This is a genomic window from Gordonia spumicola (assembly GCF_009932475.1).
Lineage (GTDB): Bacteria > Actinomycetota > Actinomycetes > Mycobacteriales > Mycobacteriaceae > Gordonia > Gordonia spumicola.
In genome coordinates, this window is the sequence record NZ_BJOV01000002.1 from 579,213 (window position 1) to 594,561 (window position 15,349).

The following is a 15,349-nucleotide window of genomic DNA, read 5'->3' on the forward strand; positions in this document are numbered from 1 at the left end:
TCAGCGAGTCCGGACGAATCCGTCGGGCGCCGTCGGCGGCTCTGCGGCGGCCGAAAGCTCAATGAGGGCCGAGCGGCGCTGGTCACGGATTCGTTCCTGATAGGCCAAGACGTCGGCGAGCTGGATACGGCGGTGGCGGCCTGGTCGGGTCGAGGCGATCTCACCGGCGGTCAGCAGCCGGATGAGGGTAGGCCTACTGATTCCAAGGATGTCGGCCGCCTCCTGGGTTGTCAGCTGAGTGCGGTGCGGTGTGATGGTGACGGCGGTCCCGTCGGCGAGGTTGCTCACTGCAGCGTGCAGGAGCCGACGCAGGTGGTCAGGAAGCTCAGCACCGCCACTACCATCAGAGAGAGTCAAAGCGCTCGGAGTCGCGAGGAGTCGTAGCAGATCCTGCAGGTGCTCTGCATGGTCGCTGCCCCGGCCGGAGGGGAGGACCGTCTGCTCCATGAGTGAGGTCATATAGCCAGTCTAATTCGCAAGAATCGAAAACGCGATGACTGCCGCAGGCGTGATCGGCCATGAAGCTCGCGGCAATCGCCTGAAACTGTGATGGTCATCGTGATTCCATCAATCACGTGGACGTCCGAGTGAACACGATCGATTCCCTCCTGCGCCGGTCCGCGGCGCGCACCCCGAACGCGGTGGCCGTGCGGTTCGCCGACCGCGACTGGACCTACGCCGCACTCGACGCGGCCGTCACCCGCGCAGCGGCCCGCCTCGCGGCGCTCGGACTGGAACCCGGCTCGCGGATCGCGGCGTTCGGCGTCAACTCCGACGCCTATCTGATCGGGTTCCTCGGCACCGTCCGCGCGGGTCTCGTTCACGTGCCTGTCAACTTCGCACTCAAGGCAGGCGAACTGCGATACCTGCTCGACGACTCCGGCGCGTCCGTCGTCCTCGTCGACCCCGCCCTGCGCCCGACACTGGACGAGGTTGCGGGCGACCTTCCCGTCATCGCCCTGCGCGACGCCGACGACAGTCTGCTCGCGTCGTCGTCCGACGGCGACGTCCCCGAGATCGACCGGGCGGTCGCGCCCACCGACCTCGCACAACTGCTGTACACGTCGGGGACGACGTCGGCGCCCAAGGGCGCGATGATGACGCACCAGGCGCTGGTGCACGAGTACGTGTCGTCGGTGATCGGGCTCGACTTCACCGCCGCCGACAACCCGCTGATCGCGATGCCGCTCTACCACTCGGCGGGCATGCACGTGTTCATGCTCCCGTACCTGTCGATCGGCGCGACCGTCTCGCTCATCGAGAAGCCCGACGTCGCCGAGACCCTGCGACTGATCGAGGAGCGACGCATCGGCTCGCTGTTCCTCGCGCCGACCGTGTGGGTGCCTCTCGCCAACCATCCCGACCTGGACACCCGCGACCTCGGCTCCCTGACCAAGGCACAGTACGGGGCGTCGATCATGCCGGTCACGGTGCTGAACCGTCTCCGCGAGCGGTACCCGGACATCGGTTTCTACAACTGTTTCGGACAGTCGGAGATCGGTCCGCTCGCCACCATCCTGCGCCCCGAGGAGCACGCCGACCGCCCGGCGTCGTGCGGTCGTCCCGCGTTCTTCGTCGAGACCCGCGTTGTCGACGCGAACGGCGACGACGTCCCGGTCGGCGAGTCGGGCGAGATCTGCTACCGCTCCCCACAACTGTGCAGCGGGTACTGGAACAAGCCCGACGCGACCGCGGAGGCCTTCGTCGACGGATGGTTCCACTCCGGCGACCTCGTGACCTGCGACGACCAGGGCTACATCACCGTCGTCGACCGGATCAAGGACGTCATCAACACCGGTGGTGTGCTCGTAGCCTCCCGCGAGGTGGAGGACGCCGTGTACCTGCATCCGGCGGTCGCCGAGGTCGCCGTGATCGGGACTCCCGATGAGAAGTGGATCGAAGCGGTCACCGCCGTGGTCGTCGTCAAGGGCGGCGAGTCCGTGACGGCGGACGAGCTGATCGCGTTCGTCAAGGAGCGCATCGCACCGTTCAAGGTTCCGAAATCGGTGCTGTTCGTCGACGAGCTCCCCCGCAATCAGAGCGGGAAGCTGCTCAAGCGCGAGCTGCGCGCCGTCTGATCTCGCCGGATTCGGCAACATCGGAGGAGACTCGGACGCCGCCGTGCGAGGATCGATCATCCGGAGCGGTCCGCCCGTGTGTACCGACAAAGTGAAAGCAGGAGCATGTCCGACCTGAACGACCTCATCGACGGTCTCCCCATCGACGATCTCGCCGCCCAATTGGGCGCCGACCCCGCAGACGTGCGAGCGGCCGTGGAACAGGCGGTTCCCACCCTGGTCGCGGGCGTCGCCGCCAAGAAGGACCGCGGCGAGGACGTCGACGACGTCCTGGCGGCCAGCCAGGGCGACGCCCCCGAAGGCGAACAGCTCGTGCACTCGCTGTTCGGCAACGACAGCGACGACGTCGCGGCGGCCGTGAGCGGAGCCGTCCCGGTCGCGGGCGTCGACCAGTCGCTGGTCAAAAAGCTGCTGCCGCTGCTCGCCCCGATCGTCCTGAGCTACGTGCTGAGCAAGGTCGGCGGAAAGACCTCGGGAGGCGGACTCGGAGACGTCCTGGGAGGCATCCTCGGAGGCGGCGGCAAGACCGGCGGCATCGATCTCGGGAGCGTCCTCGGCGGGGTTCTCGGCGGCGGCAAGAGCGGCGGCGACAACCCGCTGGGCGGAATCCTCGGCAGCATCCTCGGCGGGAAGTAGCGCCTGGCCTGCGCATCCCCGCAGACTCCTGCATGTCGTCCGAACGGTCGATAGTGTCGGAAGCGGGGCCGGGATCATCCGGCTCCGCAGCCCGCACTCAACCACTCGGGAGGGTGACATGTCCGAGGAGACCAGCAACTACACGACGACCGACTCCGGCGCCCCCGCGGGAAGCGACGAGCACTCGCTGACCGTCGGCCCGGCGGGGCCCATCGTCCTGCACGACCACTACCTGATCGAACAGATGGCGCAGTTCAACCGGGAGCGGATCCCGGAGCGCCAGCCGCATGCCAAGGGAAGTGGCGCGTTCGGCACATTCGAGACCACGTCCGACGTGTCGCGGTACACGTGCGCGTCCCTGTTCCAGCCCGGTGCGTCGACCGAGCTGGTGGCGCGGTTCTCGACAGTGGCAGGCGAACGCGGGAGCCCGGACACGTGGCGTGACCCTCGCGGATTCGCGGTGAAGTTCTACACGGACGACGGCGTGTACGACATGGTCGGGAACAACACACCGGTGTTCTTCATCAAGGATCCGATGAAGTTCCAGCACTTCATCCGGTCGCAGAAGCGTCGGGCCGACAACAACCTCCGCGATCACGACATGCAGTGGGACTTCTGGACGTTGTCGCCCGAGTCCGCGCACCAGGTCACGTGGCTGATGGGCGACCGCGGCATTCCGAAGACCTGGCGTCACATGAACGGGTACAGCTCGCACACCTACCTGTGGGTGAACGCCGACGGCGTCAAACACTGGGTGAAGTACCACTTCATCAGCGACCAGGGCGTCGAGTTCCTCACACAAGACGACGCCGACCGTCTCGCGGGCTCGGACGGCGATCACCACGTCCGGGACCTGTTCGACTCGATCGCCGCGGGCGATCACCCCAGTTGGACGCTCAAGGTGCAGCTGATGCCGTTCGACGCGGCCGCCGACTACCGGTTCAACCCGTTCGACCTCACCAAGGTGTGGCCGCACGCCGACTACCCGCTGCACGAGGTCGGTCGGATGACGCTGCACACCAACCCGACGGACAACCACGCCCAGATCGAGCAGGCCGCGTTCGAGCCGAGCAACGTCGTGCCGGGCATCGGCTTCAGTCCCGACCGCATGCTCCTCGGCCGCGTGTTCGCCTATGCGGACGCCCATCGCGCCCGCCTCGGAGCCAACTACAAGCAGATCCCGGTCAACCGTCCGCACAACGAGGTCCGGAGCTATTCGAAGGACGGCGCCATGCGCATCGATCCGGTGACCGACCCCGTCTACGCGCCGAACTCGAAGGGCGGGCCCGCGGCGACCTACTCCGGTCCCCCTCAGCCGCAGTGGGCGGCGGACGGCGACATCGTCCGTTCCGCGTACGTCGACCACGCGGAGGACGACGACTTCGGGCAGGCGGGGACGCTCGTACGCGACGTCCTCGACGACGCCGCGCGTGATCGTCTCGCGGACAACGTCGCGGGACACCTGTCGGACGGAGTGAGCGAACCGGTCCTGCAGCGGGCCTTCGAGTACTGGCGCAACGTCGACCCCGATCTGGGCACGAGCATCGAACAACGGGTCCGAGCGGGCTGAGGCAGACTGGACCGGTCCGTCCGACCGCCGGACGAGGACGCTACGAGAGGAAGTCTCCGATGAATCTGCTCTCTGCCGCAGCTCGTGCCTTGACCGGCGCACCGTACGTCAAGCTCGGCTACGACGCGGCGACCGCGCCGGGAATGCGCGTGAACGCGGCGGCGCCGCTCCTGGACAAGCTCCCGCTGCCCGTGGACAACGAGACCGTGGTCCGCGCCAACGGCGCGGCTCAGGCGATCGGCGGCGCGCTCATCGTCGCCGGTGTCGGCAGCAGGTGCAGTTCCTGAAGAACGTGGCGATGGCCGGCGGCCTGGTCGCGATCATCGCGAGCGGCCGAAAGTAGTCGTCACTCCTCCCAGCGCTCCGACGCGCTGGGATACCGAACCCGCAGGTAGCTGTACAGGTACGTGCTGACGAGGATCGCGATCACCGATCCGACGGCCCACCACAGCCACGGGTTCAGCAGGCTGTCCCGGAATGCGGCGACGATCCACGCGAAGACGCAGAATGTCGCGAGGATCGTCGCCAGCACCCTGACCACCAGCACGACGGTGGTGAGGATCGACCAGACTGTGCGACGTCCCCTGTCGGGATCGGGGTGCTTACCCATCCCGCAACCCTATGCGGCGGTGGATGATGGACGCATGAGAACGCTCCTGAACATCATCTGGCTGGTCCTCTGCGGATTCTGGATGGCCGTCGGATACGCCCTGGCCGGCGTCGTCTGCTGCATCCTGATCGTCACCATCCCGTTCGGGATCGCGTCGTTCCGCATCGCCGGGTACGCGTTGTGGCCGTTCGGGCGGACCACCGTGCCCAAGCCCCAGTCGGGCACGGCGTCGCTGATCGGCAACGTGATCTGGATGGTCGTCGCGGGCATCTGGCTCGCCATCGGCCACATCACGACGGGCATAGCCCTGTGCGCCACGATCATCGGCATCCCGATGGGCATCGCCAGCTTCAAGATGATCCCGATCTCGCTCATGCCGCTCGGCGTCGACATCGTGCCCGTCGACGCCGTGCGGTCGGGCGCGGCGTACTGACGGCGACGATCATCACCCCTCATCGGCGGCCACGGCACGAGCGTTCGGACCGAACGACGACGCGATGACAAGACCTCCGTCGTTGTCACGTCGACAACTCGCCACCGCCACGTGGCATGGCCGTGTCAGCTCGGCTGGAATGACGAATCCGCCGTCGAGTTCGTAGCGCGTGATCGTCACTTTGCGTGGTGTCGAGCGCGGGTCGTCGGGAGCGCTCGGGGGTTCGTCTCCGCGAACGACGACCATCACCTCGGTGACGCCGGGCGGCCAGACGAACGTCACCCGATCCACGGTCGCCGCCACCCCGCCCACAGGCGGCAGATCCGGGTCGGGCACTCGCGGCCGGCGCCGGACGGGAGCGGCCGGTTCGACCGTCTCCCCGGAGCGGGCCGGTACCGAATGCCGACCGTCGACGATCGTCGTGACCTCGTACACCGGGACGTCGACGCCGAGCGAGCCGCCATCCTCCAATTCGGTCGCGGCGGTACGTCCGACCGTCTGTTGTCGACCGTCCGGCGTGTGCCGGACGACTCGGTAACTCGCGTCGGATTCGGGTGACGGCAGCCAACTCACCCGGACCGAGCCGTCGGCGGTCCTCTCGGCGGACACCGGGCCCGCAGGACTCACCGCGCCCGCGTCCGACGGGGCGGCGTCGAGCAACCGCCGGGTGTTCTCGAGGGCCTCGGCAAGTCTCGGACCCGACGCACGGAGGATGTCGATGTCGGCGGCATGGCGCGCCAACCATTCCAACAACTCCAGCGCGGAGGCGTGGTTCCCCGCCGCCACGTCCGTCTCCGCCTGCCGCCACCGCTGCTGCGCGTCGCGGATGGCACGGTCGACTTCGTCGGCGAAGGCCTCGATCTGCCGCCCGGCGTCGACGTCGTCGCCCGCCAGGCGGCGGGCGCGCTTGAGCAGTGACCGCGCCTGCACCGGTCGACCTTCGCGCAGCATGCCGCGCGCCTCACGCAGCGGCTCGGCCCAGTCGCGGCGCGGCGCGGCGGCCGTCTGGCGGGCGGCGACGTCGGCTGTCACCGTCGCACCGAACTCGGCTGCTATCGACTCGATCAGCCTTCCCGCCCCGATCGGTCCCGCACCTCGGTCGATCGCCTCCTGGAGCAGGAAGTCTCGATCCTCGGCGAGGAGTTCGTCCTCGATCAGGACGGCCGCGCGGATCCGAGGACGCAGAAAGTCCGCGATCCGGCCGGTCATGACGTCGGCGTAGGCGGCGGCGGTCGCCGGGTCATCGAGAAGTACGTCTCGCACATGCAGGAGCAGTTCGTCGATCACGGCGCGCATCCGTCCGGCGCCGAGTTCCCGAGCGCGTCGCGACAACGATTCCGTCCGCGCCTGCACCTCGGCGCGGTTGTCGGCGTCGTCCAACGTCAGGAACAGCAGACCGAACAGCGTCGGTGTCGGTGCCTCGTCCCGCAGGCGGTTGAACTCGCCGAGGAGTTCGTCGATCTGTTCGAGTCGACGGTCGGTCAGGGTCGACGAATCCGTCGACGACGACTGTGGTGTCGATGCGCCGTCGTCGACTGTTCGGTACCGCCTCAGTCTCGTCGCGACCTCGTCCGGGGTGAGTCCCCCCATCGCCCCCACGTCGTCGAGACCGGCCCGCTTGGACGTCGGGATTCCGCCGTATCGGGCCTGCAGACGTTCGATCGCGCTGTCGAGCAGGCGATACCGTTCGGCATCGCGAACGGCTCGGCGCGCGGCCACCACTCCCGCCTGAGCCGCTCTGGCCGCCGCGAACCGCAGCCCCGCCGACCGGGTCTCGTGTTCGGCGACGAGCCGACCGACGAGCACCCGATACTTGGGGTGGTCGCGATGTTTCTGCCAGAACGCCCACACCTCGTCGATGCGGGCCGCGACCACGTCGTCCGGCAGTGCGCCGGCAGATTCGAGGGGAATGTCGTACAGCTCGAACACGTCGGACGCGTCGGGACCGCCGCGACGTTCGACCGCCGCCAGCACTCGCTTGCGGTAGTCGTTGGGGACGAAGGGGTGCAACGCAGGAATGCTCATCGCCGACACTCAGACATCGCGTCGACGAGTACGGTGAACCTGGTCGAGTTCGCGGGCCACCTCGGCCTGCGACAACGTGGCACCCGTCCGGGCCGACATGGTCAGCGGGATCTGCGCTTCGACGTGGAACGCGGTCACGTGCAGCACTCCGTCGAAGCCCATCTCGAATGTCACCTGGACTTCGCTGCCCTCGTCGTAGCCGAACGGAATGTCGGTGATGCTGCCCTCGATGAGCACTTTCGCGTCCTCCGGATGCGGTGACAGGGCCTGCCCCTGCTGTTCGACGACGGTCAGCTCGATACGATCCTGGTTCGCTCGCATGGTGCCGAACGATCGACGGACCCGGATCGGCAGCGTCTGATTTCGACGCACCAGCCAGGTCGCCTCCATGTCACCGCCGCGTCCGACCGCGAGCACCCCGAACCCGCGGGAGACGACGGTGTCGACGGTGATCTCCAGCATCCGTCGGACACCGGCGACGGGTAGCCCGAACGCGGCCGCCACCCGCGCGCACGCGCCGTCGACGTCGCCCGGTTCGGCGGTGAACAGCGGTGCACCGTCGGACAGACGGCCGCGTGTACGCAGATCGGCCGCGACGAGACGTTCGATCTCGAGCTTCTCGCCGTACACGGCTGCACCGCGGGCCACCGCAAGATCGGGGTCGGTGAGCTCCGGCGTGATGCCGAGCGCGGCACCGACCTCACGGGCGACCGCCGGCATCCGGGACGACCCGCCCACCAGCAGTATTCGACTCAGCCTGGTGACGCCCCGGTCGCGGGCGGCCGTGACGCACGCCCGCGTGAGGTCGAGCGTCCGGCTCAGCAGTCCGGCGGTGAGTTCTTCGAGGTCGGCTCGGGACACGGTGATCACCGACCGCGCCCCGTCGTGCGCGATGATGACCGTCGTCGACTCGGCGTCGGTCAGCTCGTGCTTCGCACGCTCGGCGGCGAGGATCAGCGCCTGCGAACCGGCCGAATCGTCGAGCGGGTCCTCGGCGTCGGGATGCTCGTCGCAGAACCGACGGGACAGGTGGAGTGCGAGGCGTTCGTCCCAGTCGGCGCCGCCGAGCTGATGATCTCCCTCCACCGCAAGCACCGAGATCCGGCGGTCGGCGAGTTCGATCACCGTCGCATCGAACGTTCCGCCGCCGAGGTCGTAGACGAGGACGGTCTCGTCGGTGCTTCCCGACGCGGCGGTCGTGTCGGTCAGGCGCCGAAAACCGTACGACAGCGCGGCCGCGATCGGCTCGGACAGCACGCCGACCACGTCGAGGCCCGCATACGTGCCCGCCTGTACGGTTGCCCGTCGCTCCTCGTCTCCGAAGTAGGCGGGGACCGTGATCACCGCGCGCTCCACCTTCTCGCCGGCGAAAGCGGCGTCGGAGGCCAACGACTTGAGGATCAGGGCGGAGATCGCCGGAGCCGACCACGTCTGCCCGTGGGCGACGAACCTCCAGTCGGCGTCGCCCATCCGCCGTTTGACGAGCACGCAGACATTGTCGGGGTCCAGGCGTGCCTGGCGTCGGGCGCCCTCACCGACCACATGATCGTTCGCGCTCGGGAGGAGGACCACCGACGGCGTGGTCGGGACGCCGCCCAGCCCGATCACCACCTCGGGGCGTCCATCGGCATCGATCGTCGCAATCGCGGAGTTGGTGGTTCCCAGGTCGATTCCGTATACACCCACGATCGGGGATCGTAACAGCGGCGGCGACGCCGTGCCGCCGCTCAAATGATCCACCCCGAAACAAGTCCGCACCGCTGACACAATGCGACCATGGACCGCGTGAGCCCCGATGCCGAGTCAGACGCAGGCCCCGAGTCTGCGACCATCGCACAGGTTGCCGAGACTGTCGAGGACCTGGCTCGGGTGATCGCCCGGCAGGCGCAGACCCTCGATCGACTCGTCGAGTCGGACCGCAGTCGTGAAAGGCTGGCCGCCGCGGGCGCCGACCTGCCCCTGCTGGTCGACCTGTTCGCCCTCTACACCGATGCGACCCTGTGCGCCGAGAGCGCCGACGACGCCGATCGTGCCGCGTTCGCAGCGATCGCCGCCGGGCTCGATCGGGTGATCAGCGGGCGGCGCGGAGTCCTTGTCGTCCCCTCGCCCGGTGCGACGTTCGACGCCCGCACCATGGAGGCCGTCGACGTCGTCGACACCGGCGACGTCGCCGACACCGGCGACGTCGCCGAGGATCGCACGGTCGCTCGGCTGGTTCGGCCGGGACTTCAGGTGGGCGACCGGTCGGTCCGCGCGGCGGCGGTGATCGTCCGTCGGCATCGACACCGTTGACGCCCCTTCGCTCATTGAGCCGTGCCGGAGCGATAGCGCAGGCGCGTGTCGAAATGCCGTGAGGTCCGCTGGGACAGACGCATGCGGAACTCGAACACGCGAGGTTAAGACACGGCGTCCCGACTCTGCTGGCGAAACCCGCCAGTACGGGTATCCCGCGAATCGGATAGTCTCCTGATGTCGCGCCCTCGTTTTTACGTGTGTGTTTGGGCGAGGGCGCGGCACTCGAAACGATCCCGACTATTTCGCATCGGGTTCCGATCCCGAACGCGACGGCTCCGACCGGAAGGCACGGATCGCGGTGCCGACACCGGGGAAGACGTGGTCGGCGGAGATCGTCGTCATGATCCGCGCCGTCTCCAGCGATTCGCGCAGTTCCGGACTCACGCCGGCCAGCACGAAGCGCGCGCCGACGGAGTGGACGAAGCCGATGAGGCTCTGGAGCGACCGGGTCGCGGAGTAGTCGACGTCCGACATCGCCGAACAGTCCAGGACCAGCCAGACCACCGGATCGGGCGCACCCTTGACCAGCGCCGTCACGTCGTCGGAGAAACGTCCGACGTTGGCGTAGAACAGGTCGGCGTCGTACCGGAAGACGATCAGCCCCGGCAGGGTCTGCTGTCCGGGCTTGGCCGCCTCGTATTCGCGTTCGCCCTCGGGAGAGAGTCCGACGACGAACCGTTCCGGCCGGTACTGGCGGTGGATCATCTGCAGCAGCGACAGCACCATCGCCGCGACGATGCCGGTCAGCACCCCGAATCCGACGACCATCCCGGTGGTGATGATCGCGATCGCGAACTCCACCCGCCGGATCCGCCAGATGCTCACGAATGCGCCCACGTGGATCAGTTCCAGGCCGACGACGAACACGACGCCCGCGAGCACCGCTTCGGGCAGGTGTGCGAGGGCGGGCGACGCGAACGCCACGACGACGATCGTCGCGACGGCCATCGCCACGTTCGCGATCTGACTCCGACCGCGCTGCTGATCGAGGACGGCGGTCTTCGTCGGGCTCCCGTTCACCACGAACGTCCCGCTGACCGCGGCCGACACGTTGGCCGCCGCCAGCCCGAGGATGTCGCGGTTCACGTCCACCCGGTCGCCGTGCCGCTGCGCGAAGCTGCGGGCAGTCGCCGCGCTCTGCGCGAGGATCACCAGGAGGCAGCCGAACGGGACGGTCAACAGCTCCGGCGTCTTCGAAAGGATCTGATCCATCGCCGGAAAACTGATGGTCGGCAGACCCGAGTCGACGGGGCCGATGGTCGGCACCGACGACAGGTCGAACACCATGACCGCGACGATCGCACCGACGACCACCAGGATCGGCATCGGGAGCTGCGGACGGAGACGTTTCACGAGAAACAATCCGGCGACGGTCACCCCGCCGAAAGCCGTCGCCTCCCACCTCACGTCGCCGAGGTGTGTGAACACGTACGCCCACTTCCCCCACACGTGCGTCCCGTGCGCGTGCTCGATCCCGAGGAGGCCCGGCACCTGTTCGGTGACGACGAGGACGCCGACACCCGCGAGGAACCCGGTGAGGACGGCCGTCGAGAGGAAGTCGCCGAGGAAGCCCAGACGCAGCACCCACGCGACCAACAACATCGCGCCGGTGATCAACGCGATGAGCCCGGCCCACGCCAGCCACTGCGACGTCGACGGGGCGAGCCCCGCAACGCCCAGCCCCGCGATGCCGGACGCGAGCAGCGCGGCCGTCGCCGAGTCGGCTCCGACGACCATGAGCCGTGAGGCCCCGACCAGAGCGAACACGATCGCCGGGAGGATCAGCGAGTACAGGCCCGCGCCGAGCGGGACCTGTGCGATGGAGCTGTAGCCCATCGCCTCCGGAATCGCGACGGCCGCGAGCGAGACGCCCGCGAGGACGTCGGCCCGCAGCCATCCGAGCTTGTAACCGCGCATCGACAGCGGCGTGATCGCCGCTGCGAGAGTCCTGTTCACCGCATCGTCACGGCCAGGTCAGTGACCCCGCCGAATCCACTCGGCGAGATCACCGGCCTCCGAGCCGACGGTGGTGTCGTCGCCGTGACCGGTGCACACGCGGGTGTCGTCGTCGAGGACGAGGATGCGGTCCCGGATCGACGCGATGATGTCGTCGAAGCTGGAGAACGACCGCCCGGTGGCTCCGGGGCCACCCCGGAACAGGGTGTCCCCGCTGAACAGGACCTTGGCCGACGGCGCCCAGATCACGCACGACCCCGGTGAGTGGCCGGGCGTGTTGATCACCTCGAGGCGTTCACCGCCGACCTCGATCACCTGGCCGTCGGCGAGATCGCCGTGAGCGACGCCCGGATGAGTCTGCTCCCAGAGCATCTCGTCTCCCGGGTGGAGGAGAACCGGTGCGCCGGTCGCCTCCGCGAGTTCCGGTGCCACTCCAATGTGATCGTTGTGCGCGTGCGTCAACACGATCGCCACGACGGTCCGGTCGCCCACCGCGTCGAGGATCGGTGCGGCGTCGTGCGCGGCGTCGATGATGACGGCCTCGGCGTCGTCGCCGATCACCCACACGTTGTTGTCGACGTCCCACGTCCCGCCGTCGAGCGAGAACGTGCCGGACGTGACGACGCGGTCGATCCTCACAGTTCCACGACCGATCGCAGCACCTTGCCCGCTTCCATCGACTCGAACGCCTCGTTCACACCCTCGATGCCGATGCGCTCGGTCACGAACTTCTCCAACGGGAGGCGACCCTGCAGGTGCAGGTCGACGAGCATCGGGAAGTCGCGTTCGGGCAGGCAGTCGCCGTACCAGGACGACTTCAGCGAACCGCCGCGGCTGAAGAAGTCGACGAGCGGCATCTCCAGTCGCATCTCCGGCGTCGGCACACCGACCAGGACGACGGTCCCGGCGAGATCACGCGCGTAGAACGCCGTCTCGTACGTCTCCGGGCGTCCGACGGCGTCGATGACCACGTCGGCCCCGTTGCCCCCGGTGAGGTCGCGGACGGCCTCGGCGACGTCGTCGATGCTCGACGCGTCGACCGTGTGAGTCGCGCCGAGTTCGGTGGCCCAGTCGAACTTGCCCGGGTCGCGGTCGACGGCGATGATCGTCGTCGCACCCGCCAGACGGGCGCCCGCGATCGCCGCATCGCCGACGCCGCCGCAGCCGATGACGGCCACCGAGTCGCCGCGCGACACACCGCCGGTGTTCATCGCAGCGCCGAGGCCCGCCATCACACCGCAGCCGAGGAGGCACGCGACGGCGGGATCCACCGACGGATCCACCTTGGTGCACTGTCCCTCGTGGACGAGGGTCTTCTCGGCGAACGCACCGATCCCCAGCGCGGGCGACAACTCGGTGCCGTCCGTGAGGGTCATCGGCACGCTCGCGTTGTGCGTGTCGAAGCAGTACCAGGGACGTCCCCGCTTGCAGGCGCGGCACTCACCGCACACGGCGCGCCAGTTGAGGACGACGAAGTCGCCGACCTCGACGTGCGTCACACCCGACCCGACGGATTCGACGACGCCCGCAGCCTCGTGACCCAGCAGGAACGGGTACTCGTCGTTGATGCCGCCGGTCGCGTACGCGAGGTCGGTATGGCAGACGCCGCACGTCTGGATCTTCACGACGACGTCGTTCGCACCCGGATCGGGGATCACGATGTCCACGAGTTCGGTCGGCGCGTTCTTGATGCGGGAGATCACTCCCTTGACGACCTGGGACAACCCCGGTCCTCCTGTTCTGTTGTGGTCGAGAGTTCGCGTACTACTTGAGGGCGTCGGTCAGCTGCGCCTTCGTCATGCTGGAGTAGCCCTTGACACCCTTCGCCTTCGCTTCGGCCTTCAGCTCGGCGACCGTCTTCGCTCCGGCCTTCGCGGGTGCGGCCTTCGCCGGGGCCGTCTTGGCGGGTGCCGCCTTCTCGGCAGTCTTCGTCGGAGCGGCCTTGGCGGCCGTCTTCGCCGGGGCGGCCGTCTTCTTGGCGGCGCTCTTGGCCGGCGTCGCCTTCGCTGTGGTGGTCTTGGCGGGCGTCGTCTTCGCCGGAGTCTCTGCCTTCTTCGCCGGAGCCTTCTTCTCTGCGGCCTTCTTCGCTGGGGCCTTCTTCTCGGGGGCCTTCACAGCAGCGGGCTTCACAGCGGCAGGCTTGTCAGCGGCGGGCTTCGCGGCGGGCTCGACCTTGGGCGGAGCCGCGGCGGGCTCGGGGTCCTTCTTGTTCAGCGGCGAAAAGGCGAGGACGGTGTCGCGCAGGGCGACCACTTCCGCGGAGAGGCGCTTGACCTCCTCCTCGAGACGGGCGAGCAGGGCGTTCTTCTTGGCAGCCATCGGCAGTTCCCTCCGAATAGACGTCGAGCCCGACCGGCCGTTCCGAACAGGCTTGCTTTCACACCCTACGGCGCGAACGCCGCTGGTGGGATGTGTGACGCGGAGTTCGTGTCAACTCGTGTGCACGGCGTTCACCCGCAGGTCGGCGTCGAGGATCACGAAGTCGGCGCGTCGTCCCACCGCGAGGACTCCGATGTCGTCGCGCCGCAGCACGCGAGCGGGGGTCTCCGAGCACATCACGGACGCCGCGATGAGGGCGTCGTCGTCGGACATCGGCTCGGGAGCGCGACGCAGTCCGGCGACGGTACGCGCGAACAGTCCGTCCATCGTCGCGGTGCTGCCCGCGATCGCATCGGTGCTGCGCAGGCGCGCGACGCCGTCGCGGACGTACACGTCGAGCGAGCCGAGCAGGTAGTCGCCGTCCGCCATGCCCGCGGCGACCATCGAGTCGGTCACGAGCGCCACCCGGTGCGAGCCGACGCGCCGCTGCACCTGCGCCACCAGCGACGGGTGCAGGTGGACGCCGTCGCCGATCAATTCGACGACGGCGCGCGGGTCTTCGAGCAGCGCGAGGATCGGGCCGGGTTCCCGATGACCGAGCGGGGCCATCGCGTTGAACAAGTGGGTCGCGACGCTCGCCCCGCGGTCGAGCGCCGCGCGGGTCTGGTCGTAGGTGGCGTCGGTGTGGCCGACGGCCACGCGCACTCCCGCCGCCGTGAGTCGTTCGACGGCGTCGAGCGCCCCGGGCAGTTCGGGGGCGATGGTGACCATCGCGATGGTCCCGTCGGCGATCTCCAGGAGACTGTCGATCTCGGCGAGGTCGGGGCTGCGGAGCCTGTCCGGCGCGTGTGCGCCGCACCGCGAGTGCGCGATCCACGGTCCTTCGAGATGGATGCCTGCGATCGCTCCCGCGCGGACCAGCGGCGCGAGGCGACCGACAGTCTCGGCGAGTTCGTCGGGGCTCGCGCTGACCGTGCTGGCGACCGTCGTCGTCGTCCCGTGAGATCGATGGAACGCCGATGCGACCTTCACCTGGTCGGCGTCGCCGTCGGTGTACGACGCGCCTCCCCCGCCGTGGACGTGCATGTCGACGAATCCCGCGACGATCGTGCCGTCCGGGTGGTGCTCGTCCGCGACCGACGGCGGCGCACCGGCGCCGACGCCGTCGACGAGACCGTCGGCGATCGACAGCCATCCCGGGCGGTGCACCGCGCCGTCGGCGACGACGGCAGCTGCCGACACGATCCGATGGGACGTCATCAGGACTGCACTCCTCTCCCCCGGACGCGGGGTCCATCCGAGGGTATCGACAGTCGGGGCCGGGCCGCGGCGAGTCGCGTGAATGACATATCGTCGTCCGTTCGGTCCAAATACGGCATTCGGAGTGACGGTGTCGCGACGAGACGCGATGGACTGGACGAGAACAG

Annotated in this window: 15 protein-coding genes; 6 read left to right on the forward strand and 9 right to left on the reverse strand. The window is 68.6% G+C overall.

Features of this window, described 5'->3' with window-relative positions; genetic code table 11:
• A complete protein-coding gene (locus tag GYB83_RS04810; protein WP_161894406.1) occupies positions 1–459 on the reverse strand; it encodes a helix-turn-helix domain-containing protein in 459 nt (152 codons plus the stop codon).
• 116 nt (positions 460–575) lie between these two features.
• On the opposite strand from GYB83_RS04810, the gene GYB83_RS04815 reads away from it, so the two are divergent.
• The 4 genes from GYB83_RS04815 to GYB83_RS04830 all read left to right on the forward strand — a co-directional run bounded on the left by GYB83_RS04815 (position 576) and on the right by GYB83_RS04830 (position 4,571).
• Positions 576–2,078, forward strand: coding sequence for a fatty acyl-CoA synthetase (locus GYB83_RS04815; RefSeq protein WP_161894407.1), 1,503 nt, complete (start codon positions 576–578; stop codon positions 2,076–2,078).
• 105 nt (positions 2,079–2,183) lie between these two features.
• Complete coding sequence (locus tag GYB83_RS04820; protein ID WP_161894408.1) at positions 2,184–2,714, forward strand: DUF937 domain-containing protein; 531 nt, start codon at positions 2,184–2,186, stop codon at positions 2,712–2,714.
• Between the two features lie 118 nt (positions 2,715–2,832).
• A complete protein-coding gene (locus GYB83_RS04825) occupies positions 2,833–4,284 on the forward strand; it encodes a catalase (protein ID WP_161894409.1) in 1,452 nt (483 codons plus the stop codon).
• A gap of 59 nt (positions 4,285–4,343) precedes the next feature.
• Positions 4,344–4,571: a hypothetical protein gene (locus GYB83_RS04830; RefSeq protein WP_228461166.1), complete on the forward strand. Its 228-nt coding sequence runs from the start codon at positions 4,344–4,346 to the stop codon at positions 4,569–4,571.
• A gap of 59 nt (positions 4,572–4,630) precedes the next feature.
• Here the strand turns inward: GYB83_RS04830 and GYB83_RS04835 are convergent, their stop codons facing one another.
• The gene (locus GYB83_RS04835) at positions 4,631–4,894 is read right to left on the reverse strand and encodes a hypothetical protein (RefSeq protein WP_161894410.1); all 264 of its coding nucleotides are present in this window, start codon (positions 4,892–4,894) and stop codon (positions 4,631–4,633) included.
• Between the two features lie 34 nt (positions 4,895–4,928).
• Here GYB83_RS04835 and GYB83_RS04840 point away from each other — a divergent pair, with 34 nt between their 5' ends.
• Complete coding sequence (locus GYB83_RS04840) at positions 4,929–5,327, forward strand: YccF domain-containing protein (protein ID WP_161894411.1); 399 nt, start codon at positions 4,929–4,931, stop codon at positions 5,325–5,327.
• A 12-nt stretch (positions 5,328–5,339) separates the two neighbouring features.
• Here the strand turns inward: GYB83_RS04840 and GYB83_RS04845 are convergent, their stop codons facing one another.
• Together GYB83_RS04845 and GYB83_RS04850 are read right to left on the reverse strand one after the other, a co-directional pair.
• Positions 5,340–7,352, reverse strand: a complete 2,013-nt coding sequence (locus GYB83_RS04845; RefSeq protein ID WP_228461168.1) for a SaeA-related protein — start codon at positions 7,350–7,352, stop codon at positions 5,340–5,342.
• Positions 7,353–7,361: 9 nt separating this feature from the next.
• Positions 7,362–9,038, reverse strand: a complete 1,677-nt coding sequence (locus GYB83_RS04850) for an Hsp70 family protein (protein ID WP_161894412.1) — start codon at positions 9,036–9,038, stop codon at positions 7,362–7,364.
• Positions 9,039–9,128: 90 nt separating this feature from the next.
• Here GYB83_RS04850 and grpE point away from each other — a divergent pair, with 90 nt between their 5' ends.
• Complete coding sequence (grpE, locus tag GYB83_RS04855; protein WP_161894413.1) at positions 9,129–9,644, forward strand: nucleotide exchange factor GrpE; 516 nt, start codon at positions 9,129–9,131, stop codon at positions 9,642–9,644.
• A gap of 240 nt (positions 9,645–9,884) precedes the next feature.
• Here grpE and GYB83_RS04860 read toward each other — a convergent pair whose 3' ends face one another.
• From GYB83_RS04860 to GYB83_RS04880, 5 genes are all read right to left on the reverse strand, one after another.
• Positions 9,885–11,564 carry a SulP family inorganic anion transporter gene (locus tag GYB83_RS04860; RefSeq protein ID WP_161894659.1) on the reverse strand — a complete coding sequence of 560 codons (1,680 nt, stop codon included), beginning with the start codon at positions 11,562–11,564 and terminating at the stop codon, positions 9,885–9,887.
• A 57-nt stretch (positions 11,565–11,621) separates the two neighbouring features.
• Positions 11,622–12,242, reverse strand: coding sequence for an MBL fold metallo-hydrolase (locus tag GYB83_RS04865; RefSeq protein ID WP_186349711.1), 621 nt, complete (start codon positions 12,240–12,242; stop codon positions 11,622–11,624).
• Positions 12,239–13,327: an S-(hydroxymethyl)mycothiol dehydrogenase gene (locus tag GYB83_RS04870; protein ID WP_161894414.1), complete on the reverse strand. Its 1,089-nt coding sequence runs from the start codon at positions 13,325–13,327 to the stop codon at positions 12,239–12,241. The genes GYB83_RS04865 and GYB83_RS04870 overlap by 4 nt, the downstream gene beginning before the upstream one ends.
• Positions 13,328–13,367: 40 nt before the next feature.
• Positions 13,368–13,922, reverse strand: coding sequence for a Rho termination factor N-terminal domain-containing protein (locus GYB83_RS04875; RefSeq protein ID WP_161894415.1), 555 nt, complete (start codon positions 13,920–13,922; stop codon positions 13,368–13,370).
• Between the two features lie 111 nt (positions 13,923–14,033).
• Positions 14,034–15,182, reverse strand: a complete 1,149-nt coding sequence (locus tag GYB83_RS04880) for an N-acetylglucosamine-6-phosphate deacetylase (RefSeq protein ID WP_161894416.1) — start codon at positions 15,180–15,182, stop codon at positions 14,034–14,036.
• Positions 15,183–15,349: the final 167 nt, after the last annotated feature.

Coding starts and splice junctions, on each gene's coding strand:
- GYB83_RS04810 (WP_161894406.1), bottom strand. CDS start 459: ATGACCTCACTCATGGAGCAGACGGTCCTCCCCTCCGGCCGGGGCAGC.
- GYB83_RS04820 (WP_161894408.1), top strand. CDS start 2,184: ATGTCCGACCTGAACGACCTCATCGACGGTCTCCCCATCGACGATCTC.
- GYB83_RS04825 (WP_161894409.1), top strand. CDS start 2,833: ATGTCCGAGGAGACCAGCAACTACACGACGACCGACTCCGGCGCCCCC.
- GYB83_RS04830 (WP_228461166.1), top strand. CDS start 4,344: ATGAATCTGCTCTCTGCCGCAGCTCGTGCCTTGACCGGCGCACCGTAC.
- GYB83_RS04835 (WP_161894410.1), bottom strand. CDS start 4,894: ATGGGTAAGCACCCCGATCCCGACAGGGGACGTCGCACAGTCTGGTCG.
- GYB83_RS04840 (WP_161894411.1), top strand. CDS start 4,929: ATGAGAACGCTCCTGAACATCATCTGGCTGGTCCTCTGCGGATTCTGG.
- GYB83_RS04845 (WP_228461168.1), bottom strand. CDS start 7,352: ATGAGCATTCCTGCGTTGCACCCCTTCGTCCCCAACGACTACCGCAAG.
- grpE (WP_161894413.1), top strand. CDS start 9,129: ATGGACCGCGTGAGCCCCGATGCCGAGTCAGACGCAGGCCCCGAGTCT.
- GYB83_RS04860 (WP_161894659.1), bottom strand. CDS start 11,564: ATGCGCGGTTACAAGCTCGGATGGCTGCGGGCCGACGTCCTCGCGGGC.
- GYB83_RS04875 (WP_161894415.1), bottom strand. CDS start 13,922: ATGGCTGCCAAGAAGAACGCCCTGCTCGCCCGTCTCGAGGAGGAGGTC.
- GYB83_RS04880 (WP_161894416.1), bottom strand. CDS start 15,182: ATGACGTCCCATCGGATCGTGTCGGCAGCTGCCGTCGTCGCCGACGGC.